The organism is Pseudomonas sp. RC4D1 (assembly GCF_018390395.1).
In the GTDB taxonomy this organism is placed as follows: domain Bacteria; phylum Pseudomonadota; class Gammaproteobacteria; order Pseudomonadales; family Pseudomonadaceae; genus Aquipseudomonas; species Aquipseudomonas danubii.
In genome coordinates, this window is record NZ_JAHBAW010000001.1 from 2,887,501 (window position 1) to 2,903,379 (window position 15,879).

Consider the following 15,879-nt stretch of genomic DNA (forward strand, 5'->3'; position numbering starts at 1 on the left):
CCGAGTGATCACTAAACCAGTAGTCCGCTCGGCTTATGTGCATGGCGTCATCAATAGTTCGCTTTCACAGTCCGCGGCACGTGCCGGCCTGTCTCATAGCCTGACCATGGATATGGCCAACATTTTCGGCTACGACATCGACTTCGCGCAGGATATTCGCCAGGGTGACGAGTTTGACGTCATCTACGAACAGAAAGTAGCCAACGGCAAAGTGGTCGGTACCGGCAATATCCTTTCCGCACGCTTCACCAATCGCGGCAAGACCTACACCGCCGTGCGCTACACCAACAAACAGGGTTCCAGCAGCTACTACACCGCCGACGGCAATAGCATGCGCAAAGCGTTCATCCGTACGCCAGTGGACTTTGCCCGTATCAGCTCGCGCTTCTCAATGGGCCGTAAACACCCAATTCTGAACAAGATCCGCGCTCACAAGGGCGTCGACTACGCCGCCCCACGAGGCACGCCGATCAAGGCTGCCGGTGACGGAAAGGTTCTGCTGGCAGGCCGCCGCGGTGGTTACGGCAACACCGTGATCATTCAGCACGGCAACACCTACAGGACCCTGTATGGCCACATGCAAGGCTTTGCCAAGGGCGTCAAGACCGGCGGCTCGGTGAAACAGGGTCAGGTCATTGGGTATATCGGCACCACAGGTCTCTCTACCGGCCCTCACTTGCACTACGAGTTCCAGGTCAACGGCGTCCACGTGGACCCACTGGGCCAGAAACTGCCGATGGCTGACCCTATTGCCAAGGCCGAGCGAGCTCGCTTCCTCCAACAGAGCCAGCCTCTTATGGCTCGGATGGACCAGGAAAAGGCCACCATGCTGGCCTCGAGCAAGCGCTGAGCCATGGCGCTCTACATAGGAGTAATGTCCGGAACCAGCCTCGACGGCCTGGACATTGCCCTGATCGAGCAGAGCCCGGCGATCAGATTGATCGCTACCCACTACATCCCCATGCCAGAGACCCTGCGCGCCGAACTCCTGAGTTTGTGCGCCAGCGGCCCTGACGAGATCGCCCGTTCCGCCATGGCCCAGCAACACTGGGTCAAGCTGGCTGCTCAGGGCATCCACAGCCTTCTGCAGCAACAACAACTCCAGGCTCAAGACATTCGCGCCATAGGCAGCCACGGGCAGACCGTGCGCCATGAGCCAAGCCGCGGATTTACCGTGCAGATCGGCAACCCAGCATTGCTCACAGAACTCACCGGTATCACCGTTATCAGCGACTTCCGCAGTCGCGACGTGGCTGCCGGCGGCCAAGGCGCCCCTCTGGTCCCCGCCTTCCACGAAGCTCTGTTCGAGCAGCGCTCCGGAAAGCGTGCCGTTCTGAACGTCGGTGGCTTCAGCAACCTGAGCCTGATCGAAACCGCCAAACCGGTCGCCGGCTTTGATTGCGGCCCTGGCAACGTGCTGCTCGATGCATGGATACAGACTCAACGGGCTGAAACCTTCGACCGCAACGGCCAATGGGCGGCCAGCGGCCAGCTTGACCAGGCCCTTCTGAAGACCCTGCTCAGCGATCCATTCTTCGCCACTCAAGGACCCAAGAGCACGGGGCGCGAGGTATTCAACCTCCAGTGGCTGAATCAGCATCTGGCCCAGCACCCCGCCATCCCCGCAGAAAATGTACAGGCCACCCTGCTGGAACTGACAGCGCTGACCATCGTCGACTCGCTGCTGGCTGCACAAGTCGGCACCCAGGAGCTTTTGGTTTGTGGCGGCGGTGCCCATAACGGCACATTGATGCGGCGCCTCAGCGCGCTACTACCCGGGACACAAGTCAACAGCACCGCCGTTTATGGCGTGGACCCCGACTGGGTAGAAGCCATGGCCTTCGCCTGGCTGGCCCATTGCTGCCTGGAAGGCATCGCCGCCAACCGGCCCAGCGTCACAGGCGCCCGCGGCCCGCGTGTACTGGGCGCTATCTACCCGGCTTGAACGCCAGATAGCAAAACGCCGCAGAGTCGTTAGACACTGCGGCGTTTTGCTATCTGGCTTTTGCCGACTGATCAGATCGAGAACGAAGACCCGCAACCACAAGTAGTGGTGGCATTGGGGTTCTTGATCACGAACCGCGAACCTTCCAGACCTTCCTGGTAGTCCACTTCAGCACCGGCCAGGTACTGGAAACTCATCGGGTCGACCACCAGGCTTACGCCTTCGCGCTCGACGATGGTGTCGTCCTCGGCCACTTCCTCATCGAAAGTGAAACCGTACTGGAACCCCGAACAACCGCCGCCCGTAACGAATACGCGCAGCTTCAAGCGATCATTACCCTCTTCGTCGACCAGGGTCTTCACCTTGTGCGCTGCACCTTGAGTGAATTGCAAAGCCGTGGGGGTGAAGGATTCAACGCTCATGCTGACTATCTCCCGGCGTTAAGCCGCCATACTGCGTAATGACGCGCATTATCCGCTTCTCCCAGAAAAGCGGTCAACTATTGTTACGGTATATCAATAGTCGTCCAGTTGCCCGCAGAACGCAGAAAGGCCCGTCAGACGGGCCTTTCTATTCACCTCTAAACCGACCTTAAGGCAGCATGCCAGCGTGGGACAGCCCCAGGCGCTCGTCCAAGCCGAACAGAATGTTGAGGTTTTGCACCGCCTGGCCGGAAGCCCCCTTGACCAGATTGTCGATGACCGACAGCACCACCACCAGATCACCATCCTGTGGCCGGTGCACGGCAATCCGACATACGTTGGCACCACGCACACTGCGAGTCTCAGGATGACTGCCCGCGGGCATCACATCAACGAAAGGCTCGTTGGCATAACGCTTCTCAAACAGCGCTTGCAGATCAACCGAGCGGTCCACCACGGTCGCATAGAGCGTCGAGTGAATGCCGCGAATCATTGGCGTCAGATGCGGCACAAAGGTCAGGCCGACGTCCTTGCCTGCCGCCCGACGCAGACCCTGGCGTATTTCCGGCAAGTGACGATGCCCTTTGACCGCATAGGCCTTCATGCTCTCGGAGGTTTCCGAGTACAGCGAACCGACGCTGGCACCACGGCCTGCTCCACTGACGCCGGACTTGCAATCAGCGATCAGCTGCGTAGTGTCGGCAAGACCGGCCTCCAGCAATGGCAAGAAGCCCAGCTGGGTGGCCGTTGGATAGCACCCGGGAACGGCAATCAGACGAGCCTTCTTTATTTGCTCACGGTTGACTTCCGGTAGTCCGTAGACCGCCTCATCCAGCAGCTCAGGTGCGCCGTGGGGCTGGCCGTACCATTTGGCCCACTCATCGGCATCCTGCAGACGGAAGTCCGCCGACAAATCGATGACCTTGGTCCCAGCCGCCAGCAACTCGCCGGCCAGTGCATGGGCTACACCGTGGGGCGTTGCGAAGAACACCACATCACAGGCACCCAGCGTCTTGATATCCGGCACGCTGAAAGCCAGGCCGTCATAGTGACCGCGCAGGTTCGGGTACATGTCGGCTACGGCCAGGCCCGCCTCGGATCGCGAAGTGATGACTTCTACTCGCGCCTGCGGATGCTGTGCCAACAGACGCAGCAGTTCGACACCGGTGTAACCCGTGCCGCCGACAATACCGACCTTGACCATAAACCTGCCCTCAACGAACCCACTGGAAAGCTGCCGATAATAGGGGTGGTGCGCCCCTGCGACAACCGTCAAGGTGACGTGCGGCCGCTCTACCCTCTACTATCTTCGCCACCGTGAACCTGGGAATAACTAAAAATGCTCTATCTATGGCTCAAAGCCTTTCATATCGTCAGTGTGGTCTGCTGGTTTGCCGGCCTTTTCTACCTGCCGCGCCTGTTCGTCTATCACGCTCAAAGCGAAGACAGCGTCAGCCGTGAGCGCTTCTGCCTCATGGAGCGCAAGCTGTATCGCTTCATCATGGGGCCGGCAATGATCGCCGCGCTGATCTTTGGCATCTGGTTGATCAGCCTCAATCCCAGCGCCTACTTCGGCCAGGGTGGCTGGATGCACGCCAAACTGACCCTGGTGGTGATCCTGATCGGGTACCACCACATGTGCGGCGCTCAAGTGAAACGTTTTGCCCGTGGCGAAAACACCCGCAGCCATGTCTTTTATCGCTGGTTCAATGAAGTACCGGTCCTGATATTGCTGGCTATTGTAATTTTGGTCGTTGTACGGCCGTTCTAACTCTTACTAGTCGCTTCCCCTGGGGGTACTCCAATGTCACTGCCCGCTCTGCTCGAACAACGCCTGCGCCTGCCTCTGGTGGCGGCGCCAATGTTCCTGATCTCCAACCCTGAACTGGTTCTGGCCTGCTGTCGCAATGGCGTGGTAGGCAGCTTCCCTGCCCTCAACCAGCGTGAAAGCAGTGGCTTCAAGGCCTGGCTAGAGGAGATCGAAGCAGGGTTGGCCAAATTGGAGAACCCTGCCCCCTACGCAGTGAACCTGATCGTGCACAACAGCAACCCGCGTCTGCAGGCGGATTTACAGATCTGCATCGAACACCAGGTGCCGATCGTCATCACCAGCTTGGGCGCGGTCAAGGAAGTGGTAGACGCCGTACACAGCTATGGCGGGCTGGTATTCCATGACGTGACCACCCGCCGGCATGCGGAGAAAGCTGCAGAGGCCGGAGTCGACGGACTGATCGCTGTAGCGGCAGGGGCTGGCGGACATGCCGGAACCTGGAGCCCGTTCTCCCTTATTGCCGAGATTCGCCAGTTCTTCGACAAGACCCTGTTGCTGGCCGGCTGCCTGAACCGCGGTCACGAGATTCTCGCCGCACAGCTGCTTGGCGCCGACCTGGCCTATCTGGGCACCCGTTTTATCGGCACCACCGAAAGCCATGCACCGGACGCCTATAAAGAGATGCTGCTCAATTCTCGCGCTGCGGATATCGTGCACACTGCCGCCGTCTCCGGGGTCCCTGCCAGCTTCATGCGCCAGAGCCTGGAAAACGCTGGTTTCGACCTGGCAGCCCTGCAAGGTAAAGGCGAAGTCAATTTCGGCTCCAAGCTCAAACCCATCAGCGACGAAGCCAAGGCCTGGAAAACCGTGTGGTCTGCCGGCCAGGGCGTCGGTGAGATCAACGACCTGCCCAGCGTCGATCAACTGATTGCCCGCCTGGACAGCGAGTATCAGGCCGCTCAGGAACGCTCGACGCAACTCATAAAACGCTGGCCACGCTAACCAGTTCTCATTGTTTTTTGGCCAGCCGGGGGGCACTGGCCTTAAACTGTCGGCCTTTTATGTAAGCCTTCTTTTCAAGCGACAGGGATGCCCCCATGAGCGAGACCCGCTACAAGATTGTTTTCGACGGCACATTGCTGCCCGGCGTGGAAAAATCCACCGCCCAACTGAACCTGGCCGAACTGTTCAAAAGCGATGTCGCTGCCGTGGAACGCCTGTTCAGTGGCCAACAGGTGGAACTCAAGCGCGACCTGACCCAGGCCGATGCCCAGCGCTACCTGGAAGCGCTGAAGAACACCGGGATCGATGCCCGCATCGAATCCGAGCCCTCGTTGCAGCTGAACCTCGATGCAGTAACCCCCACGCCCACGGCCGCCAGCATCAGCGCTTCGCCCTATGCGCCCCCGCAAGCGGCGGTGGGAGATGCCCTCCCCCAATACGCCACACTCAATGTCTTCAGTTTCGAAGGCCGCATCGGTCGCCTGCGCTATCTGGCCTGGACCCTGGTCCTGACGGTGGCCATGCTGGCAGTGATCGGTGTGGGGGCCTTCTTCGGCATCCTGTCCGCCGCAATGTTCAACTCCACACTGCTCACTGTCCTGGGGATTACTGGTGGGGTAGTGGTCTTCATCGGCTTCATCGTCGTCAGCATCCAGATCAGCGTGCAGCGCCTGCACGACCTCGGCTGGTCGGGCTGGCTGTGGCTGCTGAACTTCGTCCCTATCGTCGGCAGCGTGTTCCCGCTGGTGCTGATGGTCAGCCCAGGCAGCAACGTAGCCAACCGCTACGGCGCGCCACCTCCGCCCAACACCACCGCCGTCAAGGTCCTGTCCTGGATGTGGGTAGTCTTGATCGCCGTCCTGATCGTGGGTGTGGTGGCCGGTGGCCTGAGTTCCCTGGAAGACAGCTACAGCGAAACCAGCTACAGCGAAACCATCGATTCCAGCAGCGCCGATGAAGATGCTGAACCAGCGGACATCGCCGCCCCTGTAGAATCCGAGCAAGAATAAACGCGCCCCAGCCTGCGACCCTTCCTGTCGCAGGCCGCTGGCCGTTGCGATGGAGAAATGCATGACCCGTTACGCTCTGATCACTGGTGCTTCCAGCGGCATAGGCCTGGCCCTTGCCGAAGCACTGGCCCGGCGTGGCCGCAACCTGATTCTCGTGGCCCGCCAGCGTGATCAGCTGGAATGCATCGCCCTGGAGCTGACCCAACGCTTCGGCGTCGAAGTATTGTTCCGGGCCTGCGATCTGGGAGAGCCTCTGCGACTGTCCGGCTTCCTGCTGGAACTGGAGGAAGGCGACCGCCAGATCGACCTGCTGGTCAATTGTGCCGGGATCGGTACCAGCGGCCCTTTCCTGGCCCAGGACTGGATGACCGAACAAGACCTGATCGAGGTCAACATCCTTGCGCTGACCCGCCTTTGCCACGCCTTGGGCAACAGCATGGCCCTGCTGGGTGGAGGACAGATACTCAACGTCGCCTCGGTAGCGGCCTTCTATCCCGGCCCCTGGATGAGTACCTACTACGCCAGCAAGGCCTATGTTCTGCACTTTTCCGAAGGGCTGCGCGAAGAGCTGAAAAAATGCGCGGTCAAGGTCTCGGTGCTGTGCCCCGGCCCCACCCGCACCGCATTCTTCCGCACCGCCCAGATGGACACCCAGAAGCTCAACGACAGCAAGTTGCTCATGAGCCCCGAAGAAGTCGCGTTGTACGCAGTCCGGGCCCTGGAAAAGAACCGTGCCATCATCATCCCCGGCCGCTTGAACCGCTGGATGGCCTTCAGCAGCCGCCTGGGCTCTCGCTGGCTGACCCGCAAGATCGTCGGTTACTTCAATCGGGCCTATTGCCCACGTTAGATGTTCGGACTGGGCGCACATTGTGAGCCTGAGTACACTCACCCCGGACCAACCCAATGGAGAAACAGCTGTGGATACTCTGTTCACCAAGATCATCAACAGAGAAATACCCGCGAAGATCATCTACGAGGACGACCAGGTTCTGGCCTTCCACGATATTGCTCCGCAAGCACCGGTGCACTTCCTGGTCATACCGAAGAAACCCATTCGCACCCTCAACGACCTCACCGAGGACGACAAAACCCTGGCCGGACACATCCTGTTCACCGCCCAGCGCCTGGCCAAGGAACAAGGTTGCGAGGACGGCTTCCGGGTGGTGATGAACTGCAATGAGCTGGGCGGTCAGACCGTCTACCACATTCATATGCACGTGCTGGGTCAGCGTCAGATGAACTGGCCTCCGGGCTGATTGCCCGCCAACACTCGTGTACCGCGCACCCTCACCCACTCCCAGGCGAGGGTGCGCTGATCCAGCGCAGTTTTCACCCTGTCGATTGGAGTAAACTGGCCGCCGTGATTCTTCCCGGAGATAAGCATGACTACCCAACGTCACTACTCGCCGATTGACCGTCTGCTGCTGCAAGCTGATATGGCCATGCGTACGCTGCTGCCTTTCAGCGGCCAACCTTATCGCCCGTCACCGGCCATAGTGCAGCCGGAAGCGCAGATGAGTGACGAGGATACCCGGCACGTCGCCGGCCTGATGCGTATCAATCACACCGGGGAAGTCTGCGCCCAGGCGCTCTACCAGGGCCAGGCCCTGACCGCCAAACTGCCCCAGGTACGCCAGGCCATGGAGCATGCCGCCGAAGAGGAAATCGACCACCTGGCCTGGTGCGAACAGCGCATCCGCCAACTGGGCAGCCACCCGAGTGTTCTCAACCCGTTGTTCTATGGCCTGTCATTCGGCATCGGCGCCGCCGCCGGCCTGATCAGCGACAAAGTCAGCCTGGGGTTCGTCGCCGCCACCGAAGACCAGGTCTGCAAGCACCTGAACGAACACCTGGAACAACTACCGGCAGAAGACGAAAAGTCCCGGGCCATCCTGGAGCAGATGCGCATCGACGAAGAGCACCACGCAGAAACCGCTCTCGAAGCGGGCGGCTTCCGCTTCCCGGCACCGGTGAAGTTCGGCATGAGCCTGTTGGCCAAGGTCATGACCAAGAGCACCTATCGGATCTGATCCCGGCCAGTACCGAACACAAAAAAGGGCGCTCTTGAGGCGCCCTTTTCCTTTACCGACAAACTGTGTCCCGGCTCAACCCAACTCGACGATTTCGTAATCGTGGGTAATGGCCACGCCAGCAGCCCCGAGCATGATCGAAGCCGAGCAATACTTCTCGGCGGACAGTTCGATGGCCCGCTTGACCTGAGCCTCCTTCAGCCCACGCCCCTTGACCACGAAATGCATGTGAATCTTGGTGAAGACCTTCGGGTCCTCGGTTGCACGCTCGGCTTCAAGAAAGGCCTCACAGCTTTCAACCGCCTGACGCGACTTCTTGAGGATGCTGACCACGTCGAAATTGCTGCAACCGCCCACACCGAGCAGGAGCATCTCCATGGGGCGAACACCCAGGTTGCGTCCACCGGCTTCTGGCGGACCGTCCATCACCACAACGTGGCCACTGCCCGACTCACCGAGGAACATGGCTTCGCCAGCCCATTGGATGCGTGCCTTCATCGCCAAGACTCCACTGTAAAAAAAGGGTCGCCAGCTTAGCACAGGGTTTTGCACGGGCTGCGCTTTGCATGTTCACAGCAGATTACCGATCTTAACTAAGAAAAATCTTAAATCCATCAAGGATGTGTCTGTTAAGCTGACGCCAAATGACTGGCGCTTAGCCAGCGTTCAACGTCCTCGTTTTACGCCCATAAAAATCACCTCATACCGTGCAGTCTTCTCGGGATACAACCATGGTTGCTATTGCCCCCACCCCCAGGATCAAAAATCTCGACAAGTTGCTGATGCACTGTCAACGCCGCCGGTATCAGGCCAAGAGCAACATCATCTGCGCCGGTGATGTGTCCGACAGCCTGTATTTCATCATCAAGGGCTCGGTGACCATCCTCATCGAGGACGACGATGGCCGGGAGATGATCATCGCCTACCTCAACGCCGGGGATTTCTTCGGTGAACTGGGGCTTTTCGAAGAGGCCGGGCACGAACAGCAGCGCAGCGCCTGGGTACGGGCCAAAGTGGAATGCGAAGTCGCCGAGATCAGCTACGCGAAGTTTCGCGAGTTGTCGCAGAACGACCCGGACATTCTCTACGTCCTCAGCGGGCAGATTGCCCAGCGCCTGCGCAATACCACGCGCAAGGTCGGCGACCTGGCGTTCTTCGACGTGACCGGACGGGTTGCCCGCTGCCTGCTGGAGCTGTGCAAGCAACCGGATGCCATGACCCACCCCGACGGCATGCAGATCAAGATCACCCGTCAGGAGATCGGCCGGATAGTCGGCTGCTCCCGAGAAATGGTCGGCCGCGTCCTCAAGGACCTTGAGGAGCGCAACCTGGTTCACGTCAAAGGCAAGACCATGGTGGTGTTCGGCACCCGCTAACCCGGCAGAAAGCTCTTGAGCATCTGCCGGTACAGGCTGTCCAGCCGGGCCACGGCATTCTCTGCGGTAAACGCCTCATGCAGGGCGATATGGCTTTCAGCCCGGCAACGCTGCTCCAGGCCGCAAGCCTGATTGAAGGTATTGACCGCCCCCACCATGGAGTCGCGCTCGTTATCCAGCAGCAGGGCACCGTGTACCAGCCCCACCGGGCGCTGTCCGCCTTTGCTCTGACGCCAGCGCTGGGCTGTACCGACCATCTTGCGCCCCTCCAGATTGACGTTGAAACGGCCATCGCAAAAGGCGCCGTCCACCTCCCCCAACGACGGATTGCCTCCCAGCTCACTGAGCAGATCGCAAATCGGCTGGCACAGACGTCGATAGGCCGTTTCGATCCGCCCCTGATCCCCCTCGCTGCGCGGTGGCGCATAGACCAGCGCAATATTCACCGTGGCTGCCGATTGCGGCACCGGCTCACCGCCGGTTTCCCGCAGCAGCACCGGCCAGCCGTTGGCCGCCGACGCCTGGCAGGCCTGCTCGAACCCCGGCAGGCGACTCAAGCGCCGGGGCATCACCAGCGCCCGATCGCTGGGCTGCCAGAACAGCAGCCCAAACTCCTGCTCGCCAGCACACACCAGCGCCAGCAGATCCTGCTCGGCCTGCAGGCCAGCTTCGACAGTCAAGGCAAGGGGTTGGGTCATGACAGTGGAAATCCTTTGCAATAGATACGAAAAAGCCGGCATCGCCGGCTTATTCATTGTTTCAGGTTCAGTCCAGGGTCGAACCGCTGACCGGCACGCCACGCTCGGGGAAGAACAAGCGTTGCAACTCGCTGCCCGGGCTCTCGGCGCGCATGAATGCCTCGCCCACCAGGAACGAATAGACATCACTGATTTCCATCAGCTCGACATCGGCACGGTTGAGAATGCCGCTCTCGGTAATCACCAGGCGATCGCGAGGAATCCGCGGCAGCAGGTCGAGAGTGGTTTCCAGGTCGACTTCGAAGGTATGCAGATTGCGGTTGTTGATCCCAACCAACGGTGTGTCGAGGGTCTTCAGCGCCCGCTCCAACTCGTCGCCGTCGTGCACTTCCACCAGCACATCCAGACCGACACCCTTGGCCACCGTCGCCAACTCGGCCATCCGCTGGTCGTCCAGCGCAGCGACAATCAGCAGCACACAGTCGGCACCGAGGGCACGGGCTTCGACGATCTGGTAGGGATCGATCATGAAATCCTTGCGGATCACCGGCAGTTTGCAGGCCGCGCGGGCCTGCTGCAGGTAGGCATCGGCCCCCTGGAAGTAATCGACGTCAGTCAACACCGACAGGCAAGTGGCACCGCCCTTCTCGTAGCTCTTGGCGATCTCTGCCGGCACGAAATTCTCGCGGATCACGCCTTTGCTCGGCGAAGCTTTCTTGATCTCGGCAATCACCGCCGGCTGCTTGAGCTTGACCTGCTCCTGCAGCGCCCTGGCGAAACCCCGCGGCGCATCGGCTGCCCGCGCCAGGCTCTCCAGCTCGGCCAGACTGACGCGAGCGCTGCGCTCGGCAACTTCCTCAACCTTGCGGGCGAGGATTTTTTCCAGAACTGTCGGCACACTCATCCTTCATTCTCCTGCTTGAACACCGCGGTAAAGGCGCCCAGCTCCTCGAGCTTTTCCCGGGCCAAGCCGGTGTGCAAGGCATCGTGCGCCAGGGCCACGCCCTCTCTCAAGCTGCTGGCATGATCCGCGGCATACAGCGCCGCACCGGCATTGAGCACAATCATCTCGGCGGCCTTCTGGCCGTGCTCGGTCTTGCGTCGTCCCAGGGCATCGCGGATCAGCTCAAGGGACGCCGCCGGGCTCTCCACCACCAAGCCAAACAGACTCTGGCTCTTCATGCCCAAGTCCTCGGGCTGTACCCAGTACTCGGTGATCTGGTCATTCTTCAGCTCGGCAACATAGGTCGGCGCCGCCAGGCTGAACTCGTCCAGGCCATCCTGGGAATGCACCACCAGCACATGTTTGCTGCCCAGACGCTGCAAAACCTCGGCCAATGGCCGGCACAAGGCCTGAGTAAATACCCCCACCACCTGATGTTTCACGCCGGCCGGATTCGTAAGCGGGCCAAGCATGTTGAACAGGGTGCGCAGGCCGAGGTCACGGCGCGGGCCGGCGGCATATTTCATAGCGCCGTGATGAGACTGGGCAAACATGAAGCCGATGCCGACGTTGTCGATGCAGCGCGCGACCTGGACTGGCGTCAGGTTCAGGTAGATCCCGGCCGCCTCCAACAGATCGGCGCTGCCGCTCTTGCCGGATACCGCACGGTTACCATGCTTGGCGACGGTGCAGCCGGCGGCGGCAACAACAAAGGAAGACGCGGTGGAAACGTTGAAAATGTTCGCACCGTCACCGCCGGTGCCGACCACATCCACCACACCGTCGAGGGTTTTCAGTTCGACCGTGTCAGCCAGTTCACGCATCACCGATACCGCGCCGACGATCTCGTCGATGCTTTCGCTTTTCATGCGCATGGCCATCATGAAGGCGCCAATCTGCGCATCGGTGCATTGGCCGGTCATGATCTCGCGCATGACATCGCGCATCTCATCGGTGCTCAGGTCCAGATGGCCGACAATACGGCTCAGGGCAGTCTTGATATCCATGAAAAGTCCTTAGCGCGTGCCGCCGCTCTGTTTGAGGAAGTTGGCGAACAGCTCGTGGCCCTGCTCGGTGAGGATAGACTCGGGGTGAAATTGCACCCCTTCGATATTCAGCGTCTTGTGGCGCAGCCCCATGATTTCGTCGACGGAGCCGTCTTCCAACTGGGTCCAAGCCGTGACTTCAAGGCACTCGGGCAGGCTCTCATGCTTGACCACCAGGGAGTGGTAACGGGTCACGGTCAGCGGCATGTTCAAACCGTTGAACACCCCCAGGTCACGGTGAAACACCGGGCTGGTCTTGCCGTGCATCACTTGCCGGGCTCGCACCACTTGGCCGCCAAAAGCCTGGCCGATGGACTGGTGGCCCAGGCACACGCCCAGAATCGGCAGCTTGCCGGCGAAATGCTTGATCGCCTCGATGGAGACACCGGCCTCGGTCGGCGTGCAAGGGCCAGGCGAGACCACGATACGCTCGGGCTTGAGGGCTTCGATTTCAGCCACGGTCAGCTCGTCATTGCGTACCACTTTCACTTCGGCACCCAACTCGCCCAGATACTGGACGACGTTGTAGGTGAAGGAGTCGTAGTTATCGATCATCAGCAACATATGGAAACTCCTCAAACCTTGGATGCGGGGGTTTGTTCTGCCAGCGCCACGGCACGGAACATTGCGCGACGCTTGTTCAGCGTCTCTTCCCACTCCAGGGTCGGCACTGAGTCGGCGACAATCCCGCCACCGGCCTGTACATGCAGCTCACCGTTCTTAATCACCGCCGTGCGAATGGCAATGGCGGTATCCATGTTGCCGTTCCAGGCAAAGTAACCCACGGCGCCGCCGTAGACCCCACGCTTGACCGGCTCCAGCTCGTCGATGATTTCCATGGCGCGAATCTTCGGCGCCCCGGACAACGTCCCCGCCGGCAGGATCGCCCGCAGAGCGTCCATCGCCGTCAGCCCGGCTTTCAGTTGACCGGTGACGTTGGAGACGATGTGCATCACATTGGAATAACGCTCGATCACCATCTTCTCGGTGAGCTTCACCGAGCCAATTTCGGATACGCGACCGGTGTCGTTGCGCCCCAGATCGATCAGCATCAGGTGCTCGGCGATTTCCTTGGCATCCGACAGCAGGTCCTGTTCCAGGGCCAGATCGGCTTCCTCGGTAGCGCCCCGCGGACGGGTGCCGGCAATCGGCCGCACGGTAATCAGGTTGTCCTCGACCCGCACCAGCACTTCCGGCGAACTGCCCACTACATGAAAGTCGCCGAAGTTGAAGAAGTACATATAGGGAGTCGGGTTGAAGCAGCGCAGCGCCCGGTACAGATCGATGGGCGCAGCCTTGAAGTCAATCGACATGCGCTGGGACGGCACCACCTGCATGCAGTCACCGGCCAGGATGTACTCCTTGATGGTGTCCACGGCTCGCTCATAGTCCGCCTGGGTGAAGCTGGAGCGGAATACCGGATCGGCCGCCTGCTGCTTGCTGAAATCCAGCCCGGGACGCGGCGTGATCGGCTGGCGCAGTTGCGCAAGCAACTCCTGCAAGCGCGCTTGCCCGGCCTCGAAGGCGTTGTCCTGGCTGGGGTCGGCCAACACGATGGCGTGCATCTTGCCCGCCAGGTTGTCGAACACCACCACCGCATCGGAGACCATCAGCAGGATATCCGGCACGCCGATCGGGTCAGGATTCGGGCACTGACCCAGGCGCGGCTCGACATAACGCACGCAGTCATAACCGAAATACCCCACCAGGCCACCGTTGAAGCGCGGCAGGCCGGCGATGGTCGGCACGTTGTAACGGGCTTTGAATTCCTCGACGAAAGCCAGCGGATCAGCCACTTCATGGCTCTCGATCTCGACGCCGTCATGGCTCACGCTGACCTGGTGCCCATGCACGCGCAATACGGTGCGGCACGGCAAGCCGATGATCGAATAGCGCCCCCACTTTTCACCGCCCTGCACCGACTCCAGCAAGTAGGAGTTGGGCTGATCGGCCAGTTTCAGGTAGATCGACAGCGGCGTGTCGAAGTCGGCAAGGGTTTCGCAGGCCAGCGGGATACGGTTGTAACCGGCTGCGGCCAAACGCAGGAATTCTTCGCGAATCATGGGGTGCCTCGTGGCTTGAGGGTCTAACAGTCAGGTATGCAAACGTGCCGGCAGGGCCGGCCAGACAAAAATCAGGCGCGCCAACGCCAACGGGCCAAGGCCTTGATGACTTTCATCCAGAGTTTGCGAGTGACCACCACGATGGAATTTCCAGAAGGGGATGGAACAGCGTCGGGCAACGTTATCTCAGCGGCTGGTTCTAAGCAACCGGGGATCAGCGCCCGCAAGTTGTCGATCACCAGCGCCGGCGACTCCTCGGCAATCGGCCGGCCGTGGTTATAGCCGTAGCTCAGCGCCACGCACTTGACCCCCGCCGCCTTGGCCGCCAGCACATCGCTGCGCGAGTCGCCGACGAACAGCGACTGCGACGCCGGTACGCTGGCCATCTTCATCACGAAGAACAGCGCCGCCGGGTCGGGTTTCTTTTGCGGCAGGGTGTCGCCGCCGATGATCCAGCGGAAATACCGGCCGATCTTCATCTGATCCAGCAATGGCGCGACGAAACGCTCGGGCTTGTTGGTGATCAGGGCCATTTCCACGCCCTGCTTGTGCAGCCACTTGAGGGTTTCGCGCACACCGGGATAGACCACAGTCAGCTCGTGGCTGTCCTCGTACGCGGTGTTGAACAACTCAAGAGCGTGCTCCGCCTCGACATCGTCGACGCCCTGGGCATCCAGGCTGTTGGCCAGGGCCCGGCGCACCAGCATCGGCGCACCGTTGCCGACCCACTCGCGCACCGCCTCGATACCCGCGGGCTTGCGCCCCAGCTTGAGCAGCATTTGATCCACGGCGGCCGCGAGGTCCGGCACCGAATCGACCAGGGTGCCATCCAGGTCGAACATCACCAGTCGCGGCAAACGCCCCGAGAACAGCTGCTCAAATGCGCTCATGGCCGAGCCAGCGCCAGTTCGGCGCGCATTTTCTCAATGACTTCCTGATAGTTCGGCGCATTGAAGATGGCCGAACCGGCAACAAAGGTGTCAGCGCCTGCGGCGGCGATCTCACGGATGTTGCCGACGTTCACCCCACCGTCGATCTCCAGGCGGATGTCGCGACCGGAAGCGTCGATCAGGGCCCGTGCCTCGCGCAGCTTGTCGAGGGTCCCAGGAATGAACTTCTGCCCGCCAAAGCCCGGGTTGACGCTCATCAGCAGGACCATGTCGACCTTGTCCATCACATACTTGAGCACGTCCAGCGGGGTCGCCGGGTTGAACACCAGGCCGGCCTTGCAACCGCCCTCGCGGATCATTTGCAGGGAACGGTCCACATGCAGCGTGGCTTCGGGGTGAAAGGTGATGTAGGTCGCGCCTGCCTCGATGAAGTCACCGATGATGCGATCCACCGGGGTCACCATCAGGTGCGCATCGATCGGCGCGGTGATCCCATACTTGCGCAGTGCAGAACAGACCATCGGGCCGATGGTCAGGTTCGGCACATAGTGGTTGTCCATGACATCGAAGTGGACGATGTCGGCACCAGCGGCCAGGACATTGTCCACTTCCTCACCCAGACGGGCGAAGTCGGCAGAGAGAATCGACGGAGCAATAGCGAAGGGCTGCATGACGCACCT

19 protein-coding genes (1 of these 19 only partly in view) are annotated in these 15,879 nt (G+C 60.7%); 9 read left to right on the forward strand and 10 right to left on the reverse strand.

The features are described from left to right. Together KHO49_RS13360 and KHO49_RS13365 are read left to right on the forward strand one after the other, a co-directional pair. A protein-coding gene (locus KHO49_RS13360; protein WP_110653349.1) for a peptidoglycan DD-metalloendopeptidase family protein crosses the window boundary here: on the forward strand, positions 1 to 850 show its 3' portion. 572 nt of this gene lie to the left of the window's left edge; 850 of the gene's 1,422 nt are visible here — the last part of the coding sequence; its start codon lies off the left edge, out of view; its stop codon occupies positions 848 to 850. Positions 851 to 853: 3 nt separating this feature from the next. Further along, positions 854 to 1,945, forward strand: a complete 1,092-nt coding sequence (locus tag KHO49_RS13365; RefSeq protein ID WP_213665118.1) for an anhydro-N-acetylmuramic acid kinase — start codon at positions 854 to 856, stop codon at positions 1,943 to 1,945. Positions 1,946 to 2,016: 71 nt separating this feature from the next. On the opposite strand, the gene erpA is transcribed toward KHO49_RS13365, so the two are convergent. After that, entirely contained in the window at positions 2,017 to 2,367 is a 351-nt protein-coding gene (gene erpA / locus KHO49_RS13370; RefSeq protein ID WP_011063789.1) for an iron-sulfur cluster insertion protein ErpA, read from the reverse strand. Between the two features lie 169 nt (positions 2,368 to 2,536). Beyond that, entirely contained in the window at positions 2,537 to 3,571 is a 1,035-nt protein-coding gene (argC, locus tag KHO49_RS13375) for an N-acetyl-gamma-glutamyl-phosphate reductase (RefSeq protein WP_102881023.1), read from the reverse strand. Positions 3,572 to 3,706: 135 nt separating this feature from the next. Here argC and hemJ point away from each other — a divergent pair, with 135 nt between their 5' ends. The 6 genes from hemJ to coq7 all read left to right on the forward strand — a co-directional run bounded on the left by hemJ (position 3,707) and on the right by coq7 (position 8,183). Further along, positions 3,707 to 4,138, forward strand: a complete 432-nt coding sequence (gene hemJ, locus KHO49_RS13380; RefSeq protein ID WP_102881024.1) for a protoporphyrinogen oxidase HemJ — start codon at positions 3,707 to 3,709, stop codon at positions 4,136 to 4,138. Between the two features lie 33 nt (positions 4,139 to 4,171). Continuing rightward, positions 4,172 to 5,140: an NAD(P)H-dependent flavin oxidoreductase gene (locus KHO49_RS13385; protein ID WP_102881025.1), complete on the forward strand. Its 969-nt coding sequence runs from the start codon at positions 4,172 to 4,174 to the stop codon at positions 5,138 to 5,140. Positions 5,141 to 5,235: 95 nt separating this feature from the next. Beyond that, positions 5,236 to 6,150, forward strand: coding sequence for a DUF805 domain-containing protein (locus tag KHO49_RS13390; protein ID WP_110594502.1), 915 nt, complete (start codon positions 5,236 to 5,238; stop codon positions 6,148 to 6,150). A gap of 61 nt (positions 6,151 to 6,211) precedes the next feature. Further along, a complete protein-coding gene (locus KHO49_RS13395) occupies positions 6,212 to 7,000 on the forward strand; it encodes an SDR family NAD(P)-dependent oxidoreductase (RefSeq protein ID WP_102881027.1) in 789 nt (262 codons plus the stop codon). Positions 7,001 to 7,070: 70 nt separating this feature from the next. Next, positions 7,071 to 7,409, forward strand: a complete 339-nt coding sequence (locus tag KHO49_RS13400; protein ID WP_011063795.1) for a histidine triad nucleotide-binding protein — start codon at positions 7,071 to 7,073, stop codon at positions 7,407 to 7,409. A 126-nt stretch (positions 7,410 to 7,535) separates the two neighbouring features. Then, positions 7,536 to 8,183, forward strand: coding sequence for a 2-polyprenyl-3-methyl-6-methoxy-1,4-benzoquinone monooxygenase (gene coq7 / locus KHO49_RS13405; RefSeq protein WP_011063796.1), 648 nt, complete (start codon positions 7,536 to 7,538; stop codon positions 8,181 to 8,183). 75 nt (positions 8,184 to 8,258) lie between these two features. On the opposite strand, the gene KHO49_RS13410 is transcribed toward coq7, so the two are convergent. Continuing rightward, on the reverse strand, positions 8,259 to 8,681 hold the full coding sequence (locus tag KHO49_RS13410) for an OsmC family protein (protein ID WP_020295492.1): 423 nt from the start codon (positions 8,679 to 8,681) through the stop codon (positions 8,259 to 8,261). A 233-nt stretch (positions 8,682 to 8,914) separates the two neighbouring features. Between KHO49_RS13410 and crp the strand changes: the two genes are divergently transcribed. Continuing rightward, a complete protein-coding gene (gene crp / locus KHO49_RS13415; protein ID WP_213665119.1) occupies positions 8,915 to 9,559 on the forward strand; it encodes a cAMP-activated global transcriptional regulator CRP in 645 nt (214 codons plus the stop codon). Here crp and KHO49_RS13420 read toward each other — a convergent pair. The 7 genes from KHO49_RS13420 to rpe form a co-directional block, all read right to left on the reverse strand. Further along, positions 9,556 to 10,257 carry a lipoate--protein ligase family protein gene (locus tag KHO49_RS13420; protein ID WP_110594498.1) on the reverse strand — a complete coding sequence of 234 codons (702 nt, stop codon included), beginning with the start codon at positions 10,255 to 10,257 and terminating at the stop codon, positions 9,556 to 9,558. The two genes, crp and KHO49_RS13420, sit on opposite strands and share 4 nt — an antisense overlap. A 67-nt stretch (positions 10,258 to 10,324) precedes the next feature. Next, complete coding sequence (trpC, locus tag KHO49_RS13425; RefSeq protein ID WP_102861902.1) at positions 10,325 to 11,161, reverse strand: indole-3-glycerol phosphate synthase TrpC; 837 nt, start codon at positions 11,159 to 11,161, stop codon at positions 10,325 to 10,327. Further along, entirely contained in the window at positions 11,158 to 12,207 is a 1,050-nt protein-coding gene (gene trpD / locus KHO49_RS13430) for an anthranilate phosphoribosyltransferase (protein WP_102881030.1), read from the reverse strand. Before trpD ends, trpC begins: the two co-directional genes overlap by 4 nt. A 9-nt stretch (positions 12,208 to 12,216) precedes the next feature. Then, on the reverse strand, positions 12,217 to 12,810 hold the full coding sequence (locus tag KHO49_RS13435; protein ID WP_102881031.1) for an aminodeoxychorismate/anthranilate synthase component II: 594 nt from the start codon (positions 12,808 to 12,810) through the stop codon (positions 12,217 to 12,219). Between the two features lie 11 nt (positions 12,811 to 12,821). Beyond that, a complete protein-coding gene (gene trpE, locus KHO49_RS13440) occupies positions 12,822 to 14,309 on the reverse strand; it encodes an anthranilate synthase component I (protein WP_110653351.1) in 1,488 nt (495 codons plus the stop codon). Between the two features lie 71 nt (positions 14,310 to 14,380). Then, positions 14,381 to 15,199, reverse strand: coding sequence for a phosphoglycolate phosphatase (locus tag KHO49_RS13445; protein ID WP_102881033.1), 819 nt, complete (start codon positions 15,197 to 15,199; stop codon positions 14,381 to 14,383). Further along, positions 15,196 to 15,870 (reverse strand): ribulose-phosphate 3-epimerase, encoded by a 675-nt coding sequence (gene rpe, locus KHO49_RS13450; protein WP_102861907.1) that lies wholly within the window; start codon positions 15,868 to 15,870, stop codon positions 15,196 to 15,198. Before rpe ends, KHO49_RS13445 begins: the two co-directional genes overlap by 4 nt. Between the last annotated feature and the right edge of the window lie 9 nt (positions 15,871 to 15,879).